The following is a 13,888-nucleotide window of genomic DNA, read 5'->3' as shown; positions in this document are numbered from 1 at the left end:
GAGAAAAAAGAGGTGATTCTGCACAAACTGTAATTATGTTACGTAAAATAACTTAGAAGCCTATTTTATTCACTCAGTGAAATTAATTGATATAATTATAATTCCTTTACTTTTCAATTATTTAAGGCGCCTGAAAACCATTACACAAGGTGATTCGAAACGTGATCTATGCGTAGTTTTGAAACTAAATTTCGTAAGTGTGTAGAAACCTTGAGTGCCATCAAGATATATTTAGAGGCAGAAAATATAATTCGAATCGTGGTTACATTTTCTATGGGTGCTAACATTTAGGCTACGGGGGTGTGCCGTTAGAGCCCATAAATACTAATAACTTTATCAGGAGCATAAACATGTTTAAGAACCTTTTTGCTAACCTGCAAAAAGTTGGTAAGTCTCTGATGCTGCCAGTATCGGTACTACCAGTTGCAGGTATTCTTCTTGGGGTAGGTGCTGCCAACCTTGGCTTCATTCCAGAAGTAGTTTCTAACCTTATGGAACAAGCTGGTGGCTCAGTATTCGGCCAAATGGCATTGCTATTCGCTGTAGGTGTAGCACTTGGCTTTACTAACAACGACGGTGTTGCAGGTCTAGCTGCTATCGTTGGTTACGGCATCATGACTGCAACGCTAAGCGTTATGGCTGGTGTTATGGGCGTTGAGAAAATCGATACAGGTGTACTAGGTGGTATCCTTGTCGGTGGTGTGGCTGCTTGGGCATTCAACCGTTTCTTCAAAATCCAACTTCCAGAGTACCTTGGCTTCTTCGCTGGTAAGCGTGCTGTGCCAATCATCACTGGTTTCACTGCGATTGCACTAGGTATCATCCTATCTATCGTATGGCCACCAATCGGTGCTGCTATCGGTGCATTCTCTCACTGGGCTGCAGAGCAAAACCCACAACTAGCATTCGGTATCTACGGTGTTGTTGAGCGTTCTCTAATCCCATTCGGTCTACACCACGTTTGGAACGTACCGTTCTTCTTCGAAGCAGGTACTTGTGTTAACGCTGCAGGCGAAACTCAAAACGGCGTACTAACTTGTTACCTAGTTGCAGACGAAGCGTCTCGTGCTGCTGGTAATGGCTTCGGTCAGCTAGCGGGTGGTTACATGTTCAAGATGTTCGGTCTACCAGCTGCTGCAATCGCTATTGCACACTGTGCTAAGCCTGAGAACCGCGCTAAAGTTATGGGTATCATGGCTTCTGCTGCTCTAACATCGTTCCTAACAGGTATCACTGAGCCAATCGAATTCTCGTTCCTATTCGTAGCTCCATTACTATACGGAATCCACGCTCTACTAGCTGGTTCTGCATACGTTGTTGCAAACACTCTAGGTTTTGTACACGGTACTTCATTCTCACACGGTCTAATTGACTTCCTAGTTCTGTCTGGTAACTCTCAGAAACTTGGTCTAATGATTGGTGTTGGTCTAGTATACGCAGCAATCTACTACTTCGTATTCCGCACAGTAATCACTGCAATGGACCTTAAGACTCCAGGCCGTGAAGACGAAACTGAAGAAGCTGGTGTAGAAGTTTCTGGTAACGAAATGGCTGGTGAACTAGTTGCAGCGTTCGGCGGTAAAGCGAACATCACAGGTCTAGATGCATGTATCACACGTCTACGTGTTGCTGTAGCAGACACTGAAATCGTTGACCAAGACAAGCTTAAGCAACTTGGTGCTGCAGGTGTAGTTGTAGTATCTGGTGGTGTTCAAGCTATCTTCGGTACCAAGTCTGACAACCTGAAAACAGACATGGATGAGTGGATTCGCAACCACGGCTAATCAGCTCAATCCAAAATGAACGAAAAAAGGAAGCGTAAGCTTCCTTTTTTTTTGTTTCGAATCTGACCCGTTAGATAAGATGCTAATTGAAGTTGGCTCTATACCCTGCGCGTGTTTGGTATAATCGAGTAGACCATTCCTGCTTTCGGCTTGCCGTTAAAGATGTAGCGATTCTGCGCGACACATTCGAAGGTTGCCCCCAAACGCTCTGCAAGATGGTGACTAGGCGAGTTGTCCGGGTCACAGACAATCTCTAAGCGCGTTAGGAGTAGGTGAGCAAAGGCAAATTCAATAATCGCATCCATCGCCTCCAGGGCGTAGCCTTGGTGCTGCGCCGAATCCTTAAGCCAGTAGCCTAGGCTTCCCATGTTGAAGGTATGATAAAACTCATTGAATGCGGCCATACCGAGAAACTCGTCACTATCGCGACTAAACAGTGCAAAGCCAAATGCCGACGCTTTTACCCAATTGAGCCGCGTGGCACTAATAAACTCCAATGCTTCTTCTTCGGTGTAATTGGAGTGGCACCAATCAATCCACTGATGAAGTGACGGTGAGGTTTGGATCGCGTTTGCAAACTGCGGTACATGGTCTGGTGTTAGCAGACGTAAGCATAAGCGCTTGGTGTATATGGTGTAATTGACGTTCATAGCCAAAGTATAAACGTTTATGCGAGTGAGTTCACAGCTCTATTGGCTTTTTGAGAGTTGGGGAAATGAAATAAAAAAAGACTCGCAATGCGAGTCTTTAGAAGAGAGTGTATCTAGAAGATTGTGTATCGACTAGTTTTGAACACGTCGTACTTGAATGATCATTCCCATTAATGGGTGATCGAGATAGTGAGTTTCACTACTGCGCATACGACGTTTCTGATCCAGGCGATAGTCTTTCAAGAAGGTCAATGTTTCACGTTGTGGCTCAATGGCTTCGAGATTACCAGCGATAACATTACTGTCTGGCTGCGCGGCATCGGTGGTTGTTTCTGTGTTTGTAATTTCTATTGGAGCTTCGCTTAATGGTGCTTCAACAACTACTTGTTTGGTACTTGGTGATTTAAGGTCAAGTTGCGCCTCTGCATAGAGGTAGTGCTGAACATAAATCTGCAGTTTTCCATCAAGCTCATACAGTGGTTTATCGATGGCTTGCTCAGTTACGCCTTCAACGGGTGATGATGTGTTGCTTAGGCTGCCTTTTTCAGAGCCGTCAGAGTAAAACTCAGTGGAGTAGTCTTTACCTGCTCGAAGATGGAAGATAGGTGCAGAGCCTTTACCATTGTCGCCTTGGCGCCAGGCTTTATGAAGCAATACAGTGTAACCCGCATGATTCTTAAGCTTATTGGCTTCTTCGTTTAACTGAAAAGAGGCTGTCGGCAACACGGTGACATTTTTTGACGCGCGATAACTCGCATCGTTAAGAGAGCCGGCGCGACTAAAGTCAATGTCTGCCACATCGTTTGGCCATGACTCATTCACTTTTTCAGGATTGATGGCGCGCTTAAAAACGATCACTTCTATGTCAAATTGTCTCTGTGCCAAGCTTGGCATAGAGACCAATAGGAGTAGCAGTGGGATCAGTTTTTTCATTGTTTCTCCATTGATGGCCACTGTCGGTGAGTGGGATCCAGTATATCAATTAATACAAAGTGTTGCCGAAACAATTTGTGCCATTCATCAGCTTTATGTTTCGGCAAGGCTCTACTTGTGTCGTTTAGGCCGGTAGTCGATTGGCTTCAAACTCATCAAGCATGCTGTTTAAGTAGTTCAAGCGCTTACGGCGATCGGTCAATGACTCCATAAACTTAAACTTGGTTGGCCCTTCCATCGCAAACTTGGTCGGTTGAGCTTGCAGTAGTTTAACTAAGAAGGCTGGGTTAATGTCAGCGTCTGGATAAAACTCAATATAGCCGCCTTTCTCATGCGCTTCTACTTTCTTCACTTTCAGCGACCCGCCACGAAGCTTCATTTTGGCAACTTCCAGTAGGTGTTTCGCTGCATCAGGAAGTAGACCAAAGCGGTCGATAAGCTCGACCTTAAGTTCGTTAAGTTGATCTTCATTGCCCACACTCGCAATGCGTTTATACATCGACAAGCGGGTGTTAATGTCTGGAATGTAATCGTCTGGGAGTAGCGCAGGGATCCGTAGCTCAACTTCGGTTTGCTCACGCAGCAGATCGTCTAGCGAAGGCTCTCGACCTTCTTTAAGCGCTTCAACTGCCTGTTCAAGCATTTCCATATACAGTGAGAAGCCAACAGACTGAATTTGGCCACTTTGTTCATCACCCAGTAATTCACCCGCACCACGTATTTCTAAATCGTGTGTGGCAAGCGTGAAACCAGCGCCCAAGTCTTCGAGTGAAGCGATAGCATCTAAACGCTTGATAGCATCCTTGGTCATGGCTTTAGGATGCGGAGTGAGCATATATGCATAAGCTTGGTGGTGCGAACGACCCACACGGCCACGAAGTTGGTGCAGCTGCGCAAGACCCAAGTTATCGGCTCTATCCATAATGATGGTGTTAGCCGTTGGAACATCGATGCCAGTTTCTATAATGGTGGTACACACTAGCAAATTGAACCGCTGATGATAAAAGTCGTTCATCACGCGCTCTAGTTCGCGTTCCCGCATTTGACCGTGAGCGACCGTGACGCGGGCTTCTGGAACCAGTTTTTCAAGATCAGCGGCCACTTTCTCGATGGTTTCTACTTGGTTGTGTAGGAAGTAGACTTGACCACCACGCATGATCTCACGAAGAATCGCTTCCCTAACCACGCTATCTTCGCTTTGACGTACAAACGTTTTAATCGCAAGTCGTCTGGCTGGTGGTGTAGCGATGATAGACAAGTCTCGCATACCACTCATGGCCATATTCAACGTTCTTGGAATAGGGGTTGCAGTCAGCGTCAGAATATCGACATCCGCTCGCATCGCTTTTACTTTCTCTTTCTGACGAACACCAAAGCGGTGTTCTTCGTCAACGATCAGCAGACCTAAATCTTTGAATCGAATATCACTGGACAGCAGCTTGTGGGTACCCACCACGATATCGACTTTGCCATCTGCGACATCTTGTAGAATCGCTTTTTGCTCTTTGGCCGACTTAAAGCGCGAGAGTACTTCCACTCGGATTGGCAGGTTGGCAAAGCGATCGCGGAAGTTCTCAAAGTGTTGCTGAGCGAGTAGGGTAGTCGGGACTAAAACCGCAACCTGTTTGCCATTGTCCGTGGAGACAAAGGCTGCTCGCATGGCGACTTCTGTTTTACCAAAACCTACGTCACCACAAACTAGGCGATCCATCGCTTTTGGTTGGCACATGTCCGACATGACCGCATTTATCGCCTGAGCTTGATCGTCCGTTTCTTCGAATGGGAAACCAGCTTTAAAGGTAGCGTATTGGTCACGGTCTAGCTTGAATTTGTAGCCAGGCTTGAGTTCACGTTTGGCATAGACATCAAGCAGTTCTGCGGCTACGTCACGGACTTTTTCTGCCGCTTTACGGCGCGCTTTCGCCCAAGCCTCGCCACCAAGTTTGTGCAGCGGTGCGGACTCTTCTGCGCCGCCAGAATAGCGACCAATAAGGTTAAGTGACGCAACAGGTACGTAGAGCTTGGCGTCGTTTTGATACTCAAGCGTTACGTATTCTGTGGTCATGCCGCCGGCTTCAAGCGTCTGTAAACCGACATAGCGGCCAATACCGTGGTCGATGTGTACCACAGGTTGTCCTGGTTTTAGCTCGGCGAGGTTTCGAATTACCGTGTCGCTGTTTATGGAGCGTTTTTCTTTCTTGCGGCGTTGGATAACACGGTCACCCAACATGTCACTTTCACAGATAAGTGCAAAGCTGTCTTGGTAGCGAAATCCATGCTCGCATTGGCCGATGATCAGAGTGAAGCGTTCATTACTGGCAAGGGCTTCAGACAGATTGCTCTGCTCAACTGGGCGAAGCTTAATGCGATGCAGTAGCTCAAGTAGTGCTTCTCGACGACCTTCAGATTCGACCGAAAAGACAATATTGCCGCTAAACTGCTCGGTGAATTGACGGATCTGCGCCATCGGCTCTTTAAGCTGATGCTGCACTGTAATGTCTGGTAGCGCCTCAACAGGGGCGTTGTTGCGTCCTGCTTTCTCTTTGATCGCATCCGTATGGTATTGCAGCTGTGGATACTGCTTAAGGCGGCTAAAGAACTCATCTTTTTCTAGCCATAGCTCTGTGGGTGCTAGCAATGGTCGAAGTGGGTCGACTTTACGCTGCTCGTAACGGCTATCGACATCGGCAAGGAAATTATCGACGGCGGTTTCTACTTCTCCCACCATGATGACCTGTGCGTCATCACTGACATAATCAAATAAGGTTTCCGTGTGATCAAAAAATAGCGGTTGCCAATATTCGATACCCGCAGGCCAAGTCCCTTTCGTGACTTGCATGTAGATGGATTCAGGTTCTCGTCTGGCATCAAACTGCTGACGCCAACGAGTTCGAAACTCTTCGATGGCCTCTTTGGTGGTCGGAAATTCGTGCGCTGGGAGTAGGCGGATCTCTGAAATGTCCTCAATTGAGCGCTGATTTTCAGGATCAAAGGTGCGAATAGTGTCGATTTCATCATCGAAAAAATCGATGCGATACGGTGCAGAACTGCCCATTGGGTAGAGATCTAAAATCGATCCGCGGCTAGCGTATTCACCTGGTCCAAACACTTGGTCAACATGACGATAGCCTGAGTTTTCTAGCTGTACTCTGAGCTTATCGAGAGAGAACAGATCGCCCGTTTTCACCATCAAGGTGTGCTGCATCAGATAGTCGCGTGGGCTTTGGCGCTGTAGCAAGGTGCTCACGGGCACTATGGTGATGCCGTTGGCTTGTTGCGGCAGGGCGTACAGTCTGGCGATACGATCGGAGATGATATCTTGATGCGGCGAGAAATTGTCATAAGGCAGTGTTTCCCAATCCGGGAAAAGAGCAACATCTCCCGGGTAGAACTGCTCTAACTCACCTTGAAGTTTCAGCGCCAACTGCGGATCCGGCACTACCAGTAAGGTGTGCTGGTTATGGGCTAACGCGTGTTCACCGATAGATAGCGCCAGTGCGCCACCAATCAGATTTCCGAGATGTTTTTTATCACCTTTGCCTTGCGGGGCATTCAGTGGAAGTAGTGGAGAATGACTCATAATGGATTAATTGTTTTCTCTATCTAATGAGCGCTGACGAAGCAGTTTTTGTTGCTGATGTAAGGCTGCCTTAATAAGAAGGTCTTGATGCTCTTCCAAAATACGAACAAAGGAAAGCGTGATGAGGAAACCGTCGTCTTGCGGCTCTACTTGAGTAACTTCAGCATAACAATAGACGCCAGAAGGCGGATGATCTAAAAACAGTTTCAGTTTGGCGTATTGTCCAACCTGCAAGGCGTCGCTATTAACGTAGCTTAACTGGCTGGCGCCAAAGCTTTTGGTGATATAACGGAGCTCCGGCTCGTCTTGCTGTGCGATCATGTAGTTGAGCAGCAAATTGAGCTTGCTATTTTGTTGTTCAAGCAGCTCTGCGACATGTTTCAGATTGTGCTGGTTAAGCTCATGCTGAGCGGCATCCGTTTTTTGATCAAGCTGGCTGAACTCGCTTGACGCGACGAATGAAGGCGGGATCTCCGCGATATAGTCCGTTAATTCAGGAAGCTGTGAGCCAATAGCGAGTGGTTCAATGTTTGCTTTCAGCGGTCCGTTTACGGTAAAGAAGTCGTTGTGCTGCATAGTTTTTCCCTAAATCAACATCTGTTAATTATCTCTGTGTATCCGTGAGTTATCAAGAAAACGGCCGATGAATTCGGCAAAAGTCGGTAATTTAAAAGGAAAATGACATCCAGGGCTACAACCCTGACAGTTTTCTGGTTACATTAGCTAGTAGTTATCTTTCTATGGCGAACACTATGTTTCACCCCTTGCCAATTTTTATTGGGTTGCGTTATCTCAGAGGCCGTTCCGGCGACCGATTCAGTCGATTTGTCTCTTACATGTCTACCGCAGGTATCACGATTGGTGTGTTATCTCTGGTAACGGTGTTGTCGGTGATGAATGGCTTTGAAGCCCAGCTTAAAGGCCGGATTTTGGGCGTCTTGCCACAGGCGGTCATCAGTCACGACTCTGGCCGAATTTCTATCGATGAAGAGCCCGTTGAATTGCTCTCTCAATACGGCAGCAGTCAATCTGCTGTCCCTATTGTTCGAAGTGAAGCGGTATTACAAAGTCACCAAGGACTTGCTGCAGCAATGATGATCGGTATTGAGCCTGACAGTGATGACCCGATTCGCTCTCGTATCGTCAGTGGCAGTTTGGAAAGGCTAAGCGCAGGCAAGTATCAAGTGTTGCTTGGTCATAGCTTAGCGCGTGAGCTAGACGTTCGTGTGGGTGATAAAGTTCGTTTAATGGTTACGAGCGCCAGCCAGTACACACCATTAGGCCGGATCCCAAGTCAGCGTATGTTTACTGTTGCTGGACTCTATAGTACGGGCTCTGATGTAGATAGCCAACTCGTGGTTACCCATATTGCCGACGCCGGCAAGCTCATGCGTTACAAAGCGGGTCAGGCCAGTGGCTGGCGACTGTTCTTTGACGACCCGTTTATTGTTTCGGAGCTGAGTAGTCAGCCGCTTCCAGAGGACTGGCGTTGGAGTGATTGGCGTGAGCAAAGAGGCGAGTTGTTCCAAGCTGTGCGCATGGAAAAGAACATGATGGGGCTAATGCTTGGACTCATTATTGGTGTCGCTGCATTCAATATTATCTCTGCGCTTATTATGGTGGTGATGGAGAAGCAGTCTGAGGTGGCTATCCTGAAAACGCAAGGGATGAGTGACCGACAGGTGCTGGCTATCTTTATGGTTCAAGGCGCGAGCAGTGGCGTCGTGGGAGCCGTCGTTGGTGGCCTACTGGGCGTGTTACTTGCCACGAATCTCAATAGCCTCTTAGATGCGATGGGCGTCGCCCTGTTTAGTTTTGGTGGTCAATTGCCAGTGGTGATTAACCCATATCAAATTATTGTTGTTGTGGTTGGCGCAGTGTTGCTCAGCTTAGTCGCAACCTTATTTCCTTCTTATCGAGCATCGTCAGTAAAACCCGCAGAGGCCCTTAGATATGAGTAATCCATTAATCGCGTGTCGTAATATTCGTAAAACTTACCACGACGGCGCAGTTGATACGGAAGTGCTAAAAGGGGTGAGCTTCGACATTGAAAAAGGTGAGTTGGTGTCGATTATTGGTTCGTCTGGCTCGGGTAAATCGACCCTATTGCATGTGTTAGGTGCGCTCGATGAAGCAAGCGAAGGAAGTGTAGAGTTTCTCGGTCAGTCTTTGCTTGATATGGGGGGTAACCAGCAAGCCAAATTACGCAACCAACACTTGGGCTTTGTGTATCAATTCCATCATCTTCTGAGTGACTTTACAGCTGTCGAAAATGTGGCGATGCCGCTACTGATTGGTGGTGTTAAGGTGAGTCAGGCACATCAAGAAGCGAGCGATCTTTTGGAGCGTGTGGGGCTTGGACATCGATTAAAACATCGTCCTTCTGAGCTATCTGGTGGTGAGCGTCAACGTGTTGCTATTGCCAGGGCTTTGGTGAACAAGCCAGACTTGGTGCTGGCTGATGAGCCGACGGGTAACTTAGACTATGCAACAGCGCTGTCGATTTATGACCTGATGCGCACCTTGAATCGAGAGTATGGTACGGCATTTTTGGTGGTCACACATGATAATGAACTGGCCGCTAAAATGGACAAACAGTTGCACATGCAAGACGGCCTTCTGGTCGACGCAGTAACAAATGCTGCGACAGTTGGCGCATAGATAAGGAGCAGTCGTGTCATTATCGTTTTTTATAGGTAAACGCTTTAGTAAGGCCAAGCAGCGCAACAAAATGGTATCGTTTATTTCCATGTCATCCATCGTTGGAATTGCTGTGGGGGTTGCGGTCATTGTTATTGGTCTATCAGCGATGAACGGCTTTGAGCGAGAGCTTAAAAACCGAGTGCTGTCGGTTATTGCCCATGGTGAGTTTGAAGGTGTCAACGCGCCCATTAGTGGCTGGCAAAATGTCGTTGACGCGTCGCTCAGTCACTCGCGGGTCGAAGGGGCTGCGCCTTATGTGCGTTTAACGGCGCTGGTGGAAAAAGGCGCTCAGCTAAAAGCGGTAGAGCTCAGGGGCGTATCGCCGGAGCTTGAGAGTCAAGTCTCGACACTGCCAAGCTTTGTTTCGCAAGCCGCGTGGGCTGAATTCAAAGCGGGTGAACAGCAAGTCATTTTAGGTCAAGGTGTTGCGCAGCAAGTGGGCGTGGATGTCGGAGACTATGTGACATTAATGATCCCAACCAGTGGCGATGCTAGCAAAGTACAATCACCAAGACGTGTCCGAGTAAAAGTAACCGGATTACTGGAGCTCAACGGTCAGATTGACCATAGCTTGGCTATCGTGCCTTTAGAAGATGCACAAAGTTATGCGCGACTGGGTGACAGAGTCACTGGTGTATCAATAAAAGTGGATAACGTGTTTGATGCGCCATTGGTAGTACGTGAAGTCGGCAATACACTGAACGAGTATGTGTATCTTCGTAGTTGGAAACAAAAGTATGGCTTCTTGTATCGTGACATTCAGTTAGTTAGAACCATTATGTACCTTGTGATGGTTCTGGTTATTGGGGTTGCGTGTTTTAACATTGTATCGACGCTCATGATGGCGGTGAAAGATCGAGCCTCTGAAATTGCGATTCTGCGCACCATGGGTGCGACGGACGGTTTGATCAAACGAATCTTTGTCTGGCAGGGCGTATTTTCCGGAGTGGTGGGGAGTGTTGTCGGTGGCATCGTCGGCAGTGTTGTTGCGCTTAATTTAACGCCAATTATTTCCTCTTTGGAGAATCTGCTTGGTCACAAGTTCCTATCTGGGGATATTTACTTTGTTGACTTTTTGCCATCACAACTGGTTTGGAATGACGTGTTACTGGTAGCGGGTACTGCAACTTTGCTCAGCCTTATCGCGACGTGGTATCCGGCGACGAAAGCCAGCCAACTCAATCCGGCTACGGTACTCAGTGCTAAGTAGTTGTCTCAAGCGGAAGGTGAGTTTATCACTGACTTGTTTTTATCACAGACTGAAACACAAAAAGGACCACATAATGTGGTCCTTTTTCATTGCCATCTGTTTTTCGTTACATTTTGTCTTTAGTGACTATTTGTCTGTAGTTACTGTCTGACTTGTCAGTTTCAACGATACTTTGTCTGGCTCACAGAGTCAGTGAGATTCGTTGTACTTGGAGAGCTATCCAATTAACGTGTTGAGCGCTGTTGCCAACTGCGTACAACTGAATAGCGCCAAAGACCTCGAATACCGAAATAACCAGCAAGTGCACTAACGACACCACAAATCGTGCAGCCGAGTAGGAATGGAGGTCCAATGGTTGCCATTTGTTCTGAGAGGTACTGCCACGATAATTCGAAGTGGAACGGCTGTGGCGGTGTATTCATGCAGAATGCGCCAACTTTATATGCGAAGTAGAACAGCACCGGCATTGTCACGGGGTTACTGATCCAAACGAGAGCAACAGAAAGAGGTAAGTTCACCCCAAATAGAATCGCAAGGCCGGCAGCCATGATCATTTGACTTGGTAGTGGTACAAACGCCATAAACAGGCCAACCGCAAACGCGCCAGCCGCAGAGCGACGGTTTAGGCACCATAAGTTCGGGTTGTAGAGGACATTGCCGAACACTTTCAATGCCTTTTGTTTTTTGATCATCTCGTGATCAGGCATGAAACGTTTAATAAACTTTCTTGGCATAGGAAAACATGGCTCTGTTAACAAGCATCGCAGTTCCACTTTGCTATTCATTAGTACTGATTAGCGCCGTCTGGTGGCCTGTGATGCCAAGTACGGTTTGGTCGATCCCGGCGTCCTTAGTGAGTATCGCTTGCTTAATAACACGTCGCTGGATCCTTTCTGCGGCGTTTATTGCAATGTCCTTAGCGTTGATACAAGGGAACCTTTACAAGTACCAATCTAGGGTACTTTTTCAATTTGGCACAGATATTACCATAAAAGCGCGAGTTGACAGCTATTTTAAGAAAATAACTCATGGCTATGAAGTTCAAGCCACTGTGCTTACGATTAATGATCAGAAAATCTCGTTGTTTTTACGACCTAAAGTGCTGTTAAAATCCCAGTCTGCGCTAGCTCCTGGCATTTTTGTTACTGCGTCAGTGTCCGCAAGTCGTATCTCAGGCACGCTCAATAACGCAGGATTTGACCGAGAAAAGCATCTATTTTCACAAGGTATCGTCGCTAAAGTCACTCTGCCCGCCAAAAATCACACTATTGTGGTTAGTCGTCCCCATTGGCGAGCGACCTTTCACGATGCCGTTCGCCATGCAACCCAGAAAAGCCGATTTCAGGGACTCTACCTCGCTCTAATATTTGGAGATCGCAGTGAGCTTGCCGATGAGATGCGGCGTCAGCTTCAGTATAGTGGCCTTTCTCATCTTATTGCGATTTCAGGATTACATGTTGGTATCGTGTTTGCTTTGGGGTATGCGATAGCAAGTATAGTTTTTACGCTCACTAAAGTTCTGCTTCGCCCGAAAGCAAGAGCTTGGTTGACGCTTTATGGCTTGCCGCTAAGTTTGCTTAGTGGCTTTCTTATCGCTCTGCTCTATTGCGCCTTGGGCTATTTTGCGATTTCAACGGTACGGGCGTTGATTATGTTGGTCGTCATAAGCGGTTTGCTATTATGGCAAGCAAGAGTTCATCGCTTAACGATCATCCTTTTAGCCTCGTCAACGGTATTAACCCTAGTTCCATTTTCCGCTGCAAGCCTTAGTTTCTGGCTTTCATTCTCTGCCGTTACGCTACTCGTGATGACCCACGCATGGTTGGCAACAAGGCAAAACGTTGTCGTAAAAGTGCTCTCACTCCACTTAGCGCTGTCGCTGTGCTTCATTCCGATTATTGGCTATCTATTCCAAGGTTTGTCATTGATTGGGGCGCTCTACAACGTCTTATTTGTCGCATGGTTTAGTGTGTGTATTGTGCCGCTATCTTTGTTTGCTGCATTGCTAGCTTCGGTGATGACAGGTTTCGATTGGCTATGGAAGATGCTCGATATTGCGTTGACGCCACTAGAATTTGCCATTGGATTCGCCCCTTTGTTTTGGTTGGATATTGGCGTTGGAGATCTTGGGCTTTTGCTGCCGTTGATTGTTTTGGTGCTGCTCTATAGATGGCTGTCTCGACAAGCGCTGTATACCCTGACGCTACTAACGATATTGATAAGGCTTGGCCTGGAGCGAGAGTCTGACGTTTCAGTGCAGTTTTTTGATGTGGGGCATGGTTTAGCGGTGGCCATTATTCAAGGAGATGAAGCCGTTATCTATGATACTGGAAGCGCCAATGACAACTTTTCAATGGTAGACACGGTTGTAACACCAAACTTGATTGCCGCTGGGGTAACACATTTAGATGGACTGATTCTTAGTCATGGTGACAATGATCATGCGGGTGGAGAATTGGCACTGCAAAAGCGCTGGAATCCAAAATGGATTCGCCGTCCAGAGGGAGACACAACGGATACACGATGCGTTCAAGGTACTCACTGGCGTTGGAAGGCACTGGAGTTTTCGGTGCTTTGGCCACCGAAGCGAGTTCCTCGGGCTTATAACCCCCATTCTTGTGTCGTGCTGGTTACCTTTGAAAAAGGTAATCAATCTAAGCGACTGTTATTGACAGGCGATATAGAAAAAGTGAGTGAGATATTGTTGGCAAGACGCCTAGAGCCTCTGTCAATCGATGTCATGAGTGTGCCTCACCATGGCAGTAGTACATCCTCCTCCTCTTTTCTGCATAGAACGATTGACGCAAAAAACGTCGTGGCCTCGACTCGATTTAATTCAAGATGGGCGTTGCCGAGTCCAGAGGTTAGAGCACAGTATCAACAAAATGGCAGCACTTGGTTTGAAACGGGTGTAGATGGGCATGTCATATTTGACTTTTCTGGTCAAGAAATCATCGTTTCCACAACGAGGTCCGAATACCTCGACCCTTGGTATAGGCAGATGTTACGAAGCAGAGTAGAATGAAAG

At 47.2% G+C, this 13,888-nt stretch carries 10 protein-coding genes; 5 read left to right on the top strand and 5 right to left on the bottom strand.

Annotated elements, in window-relative coordinates; translation table 11 throughout:
• The first annotated feature begins 350 nt into the window (after positions 1 to 350).
• Entirely contained in the window at positions 351 to 1,784 is a 1,434-nt protein-coding gene (ptsG, locus tag L4C42_RS07980) for a PTS glucose transporter subunit IIBC (protein ID WP_353496626.1), read from the top strand.
• Positions 1,785 to 1,882: 98 nt separating this feature from the next.
• Here ptsG and L4C42_RS07975 read toward each other — a convergent pair whose 3' ends face one another.
• From L4C42_RS07975 to L4C42_RS07960, 4 genes are all read right to left on the bottom strand, one after another.
• Positions 1,883 to 2,434 (bottom strand): GNAT family N-acetyltransferase, encoded by a 552-nt coding sequence (locus L4C42_RS07975; protein ID WP_429760076.1) that lies wholly within the window; start codon positions 2,432 to 2,434, stop codon positions 1,883 to 1,885.
• Positions 2,435 to 2,566: 132 nt separating this feature from the next.
• A complete protein-coding gene (locus L4C42_RS07970) occupies positions 2,567 to 3,367 on the bottom strand; it encodes a peptidoglycan binding protein CsiV (protein WP_418642062.1) in 801 nt (266 codons plus the stop codon).
• A 124-nt stretch (positions 3,368 to 3,491) separates the two neighbouring features.
• Positions 3,492 to 6,947, bottom strand: coding sequence for a transcription-repair coupling factor (gene mfd / locus L4C42_RS07965; RefSeq protein WP_353496624.1), 3,456 nt, complete (start codon positions 6,945 to 6,947; stop codon positions 3,492 to 3,494).
• A 6-nt stretch (positions 6,948 to 6,953) separates the two neighbouring features.
• Positions 6,954 to 7,523 carry a PilZ domain-containing protein gene (locus L4C42_RS07960; protein ID WP_418642063.1) on the bottom strand — a complete coding sequence of 190 codons (570 nt, stop codon included), beginning with the start codon at positions 7,521 to 7,523 and terminating at the stop codon, positions 6,954 to 6,956.
• Positions 7,524 to 7,699: 176 nt separating this feature from the next.
• On the opposite strand from L4C42_RS07960, the gene lolC reads away from it, so the two are divergent.
• From lolC to lolE, 3 genes are read left to right on the top strand one after another with little or no spacing between them, the layout of a single operon-like run.
• On the top strand, positions 7,700 to 8,908 hold the full coding sequence (gene lolC / locus L4C42_RS07955; RefSeq protein ID WP_418642064.1) for a lipoprotein-releasing ABC transporter permease subunit LolC: 1,209 nt from the start codon (positions 7,700 to 7,702) through the stop codon (positions 8,906 to 8,908).
• On the top strand, positions 8,901 to 9,608 hold the full coding sequence (gene lolD / locus L4C42_RS07950) for a lipoprotein-releasing ABC transporter ATP-binding protein LolD (protein WP_353496621.1): 708 nt from the start codon (positions 8,901 to 8,903) through the stop codon (positions 9,606 to 9,608). Before lolC ends, lolD begins: the two co-directional genes overlap by 8 nt.
• A 13-nt stretch (positions 9,609 to 9,621) precedes the next feature.
• Positions 9,622 to 10,860 carry a lipoprotein-releasing ABC transporter permease subunit LolE gene (gene lolE, locus L4C42_RS07945; RefSeq protein WP_418642065.1) on the top strand — a complete coding sequence of 413 codons (1,239 nt, stop codon included), beginning with the start codon at positions 9,622 to 9,624 and terminating at the stop codon, positions 10,858 to 10,860.
• Positions 10,861 to 11,084: 224 nt separating this feature from the next.
• Here lolE and L4C42_RS07940 read toward each other — a convergent pair whose 3' ends face one another.
• On the bottom strand, positions 11,085 to 11,594 hold the full coding sequence (locus L4C42_RS07940; RefSeq protein WP_353496619.1) for a DUF2062 domain-containing protein: 510 nt from the start codon (positions 11,592 to 11,594) through the stop codon (positions 11,085 to 11,087).
• Between the two features lie 8 nt (positions 11,595 to 11,602).
• On the opposite strand from L4C42_RS07940, the gene L4C42_RS07935 reads away from it, so the two are divergent.
• Positions 11,603 to 13,885 (top strand): DNA internalization-related competence protein ComEC/Rec2, encoded by a 2,283-nt coding sequence (locus L4C42_RS07935; RefSeq protein ID WP_429760007.1) that lies wholly within the window; start codon positions 11,603 to 11,605, stop codon positions 13,883 to 13,885.
• Positions 13,886 to 13,888 lie beyond the last annotated feature (3 nt).

This window comes from Vibrio wakamikoensis, from assembly GCF_050337275.1.
GTDB classification, from domain to species: Bacteria; Pseudomonadota; Gammaproteobacteria; order Enterobacterales; family Vibrionaceae; genus Vibrio; species Vibrio chaetopteri.
The sequence above is the reverse complement of the archived record's forward strand: the minus strand, read 5'-3'. Positions and strand labels throughout refer to the sequence as shown.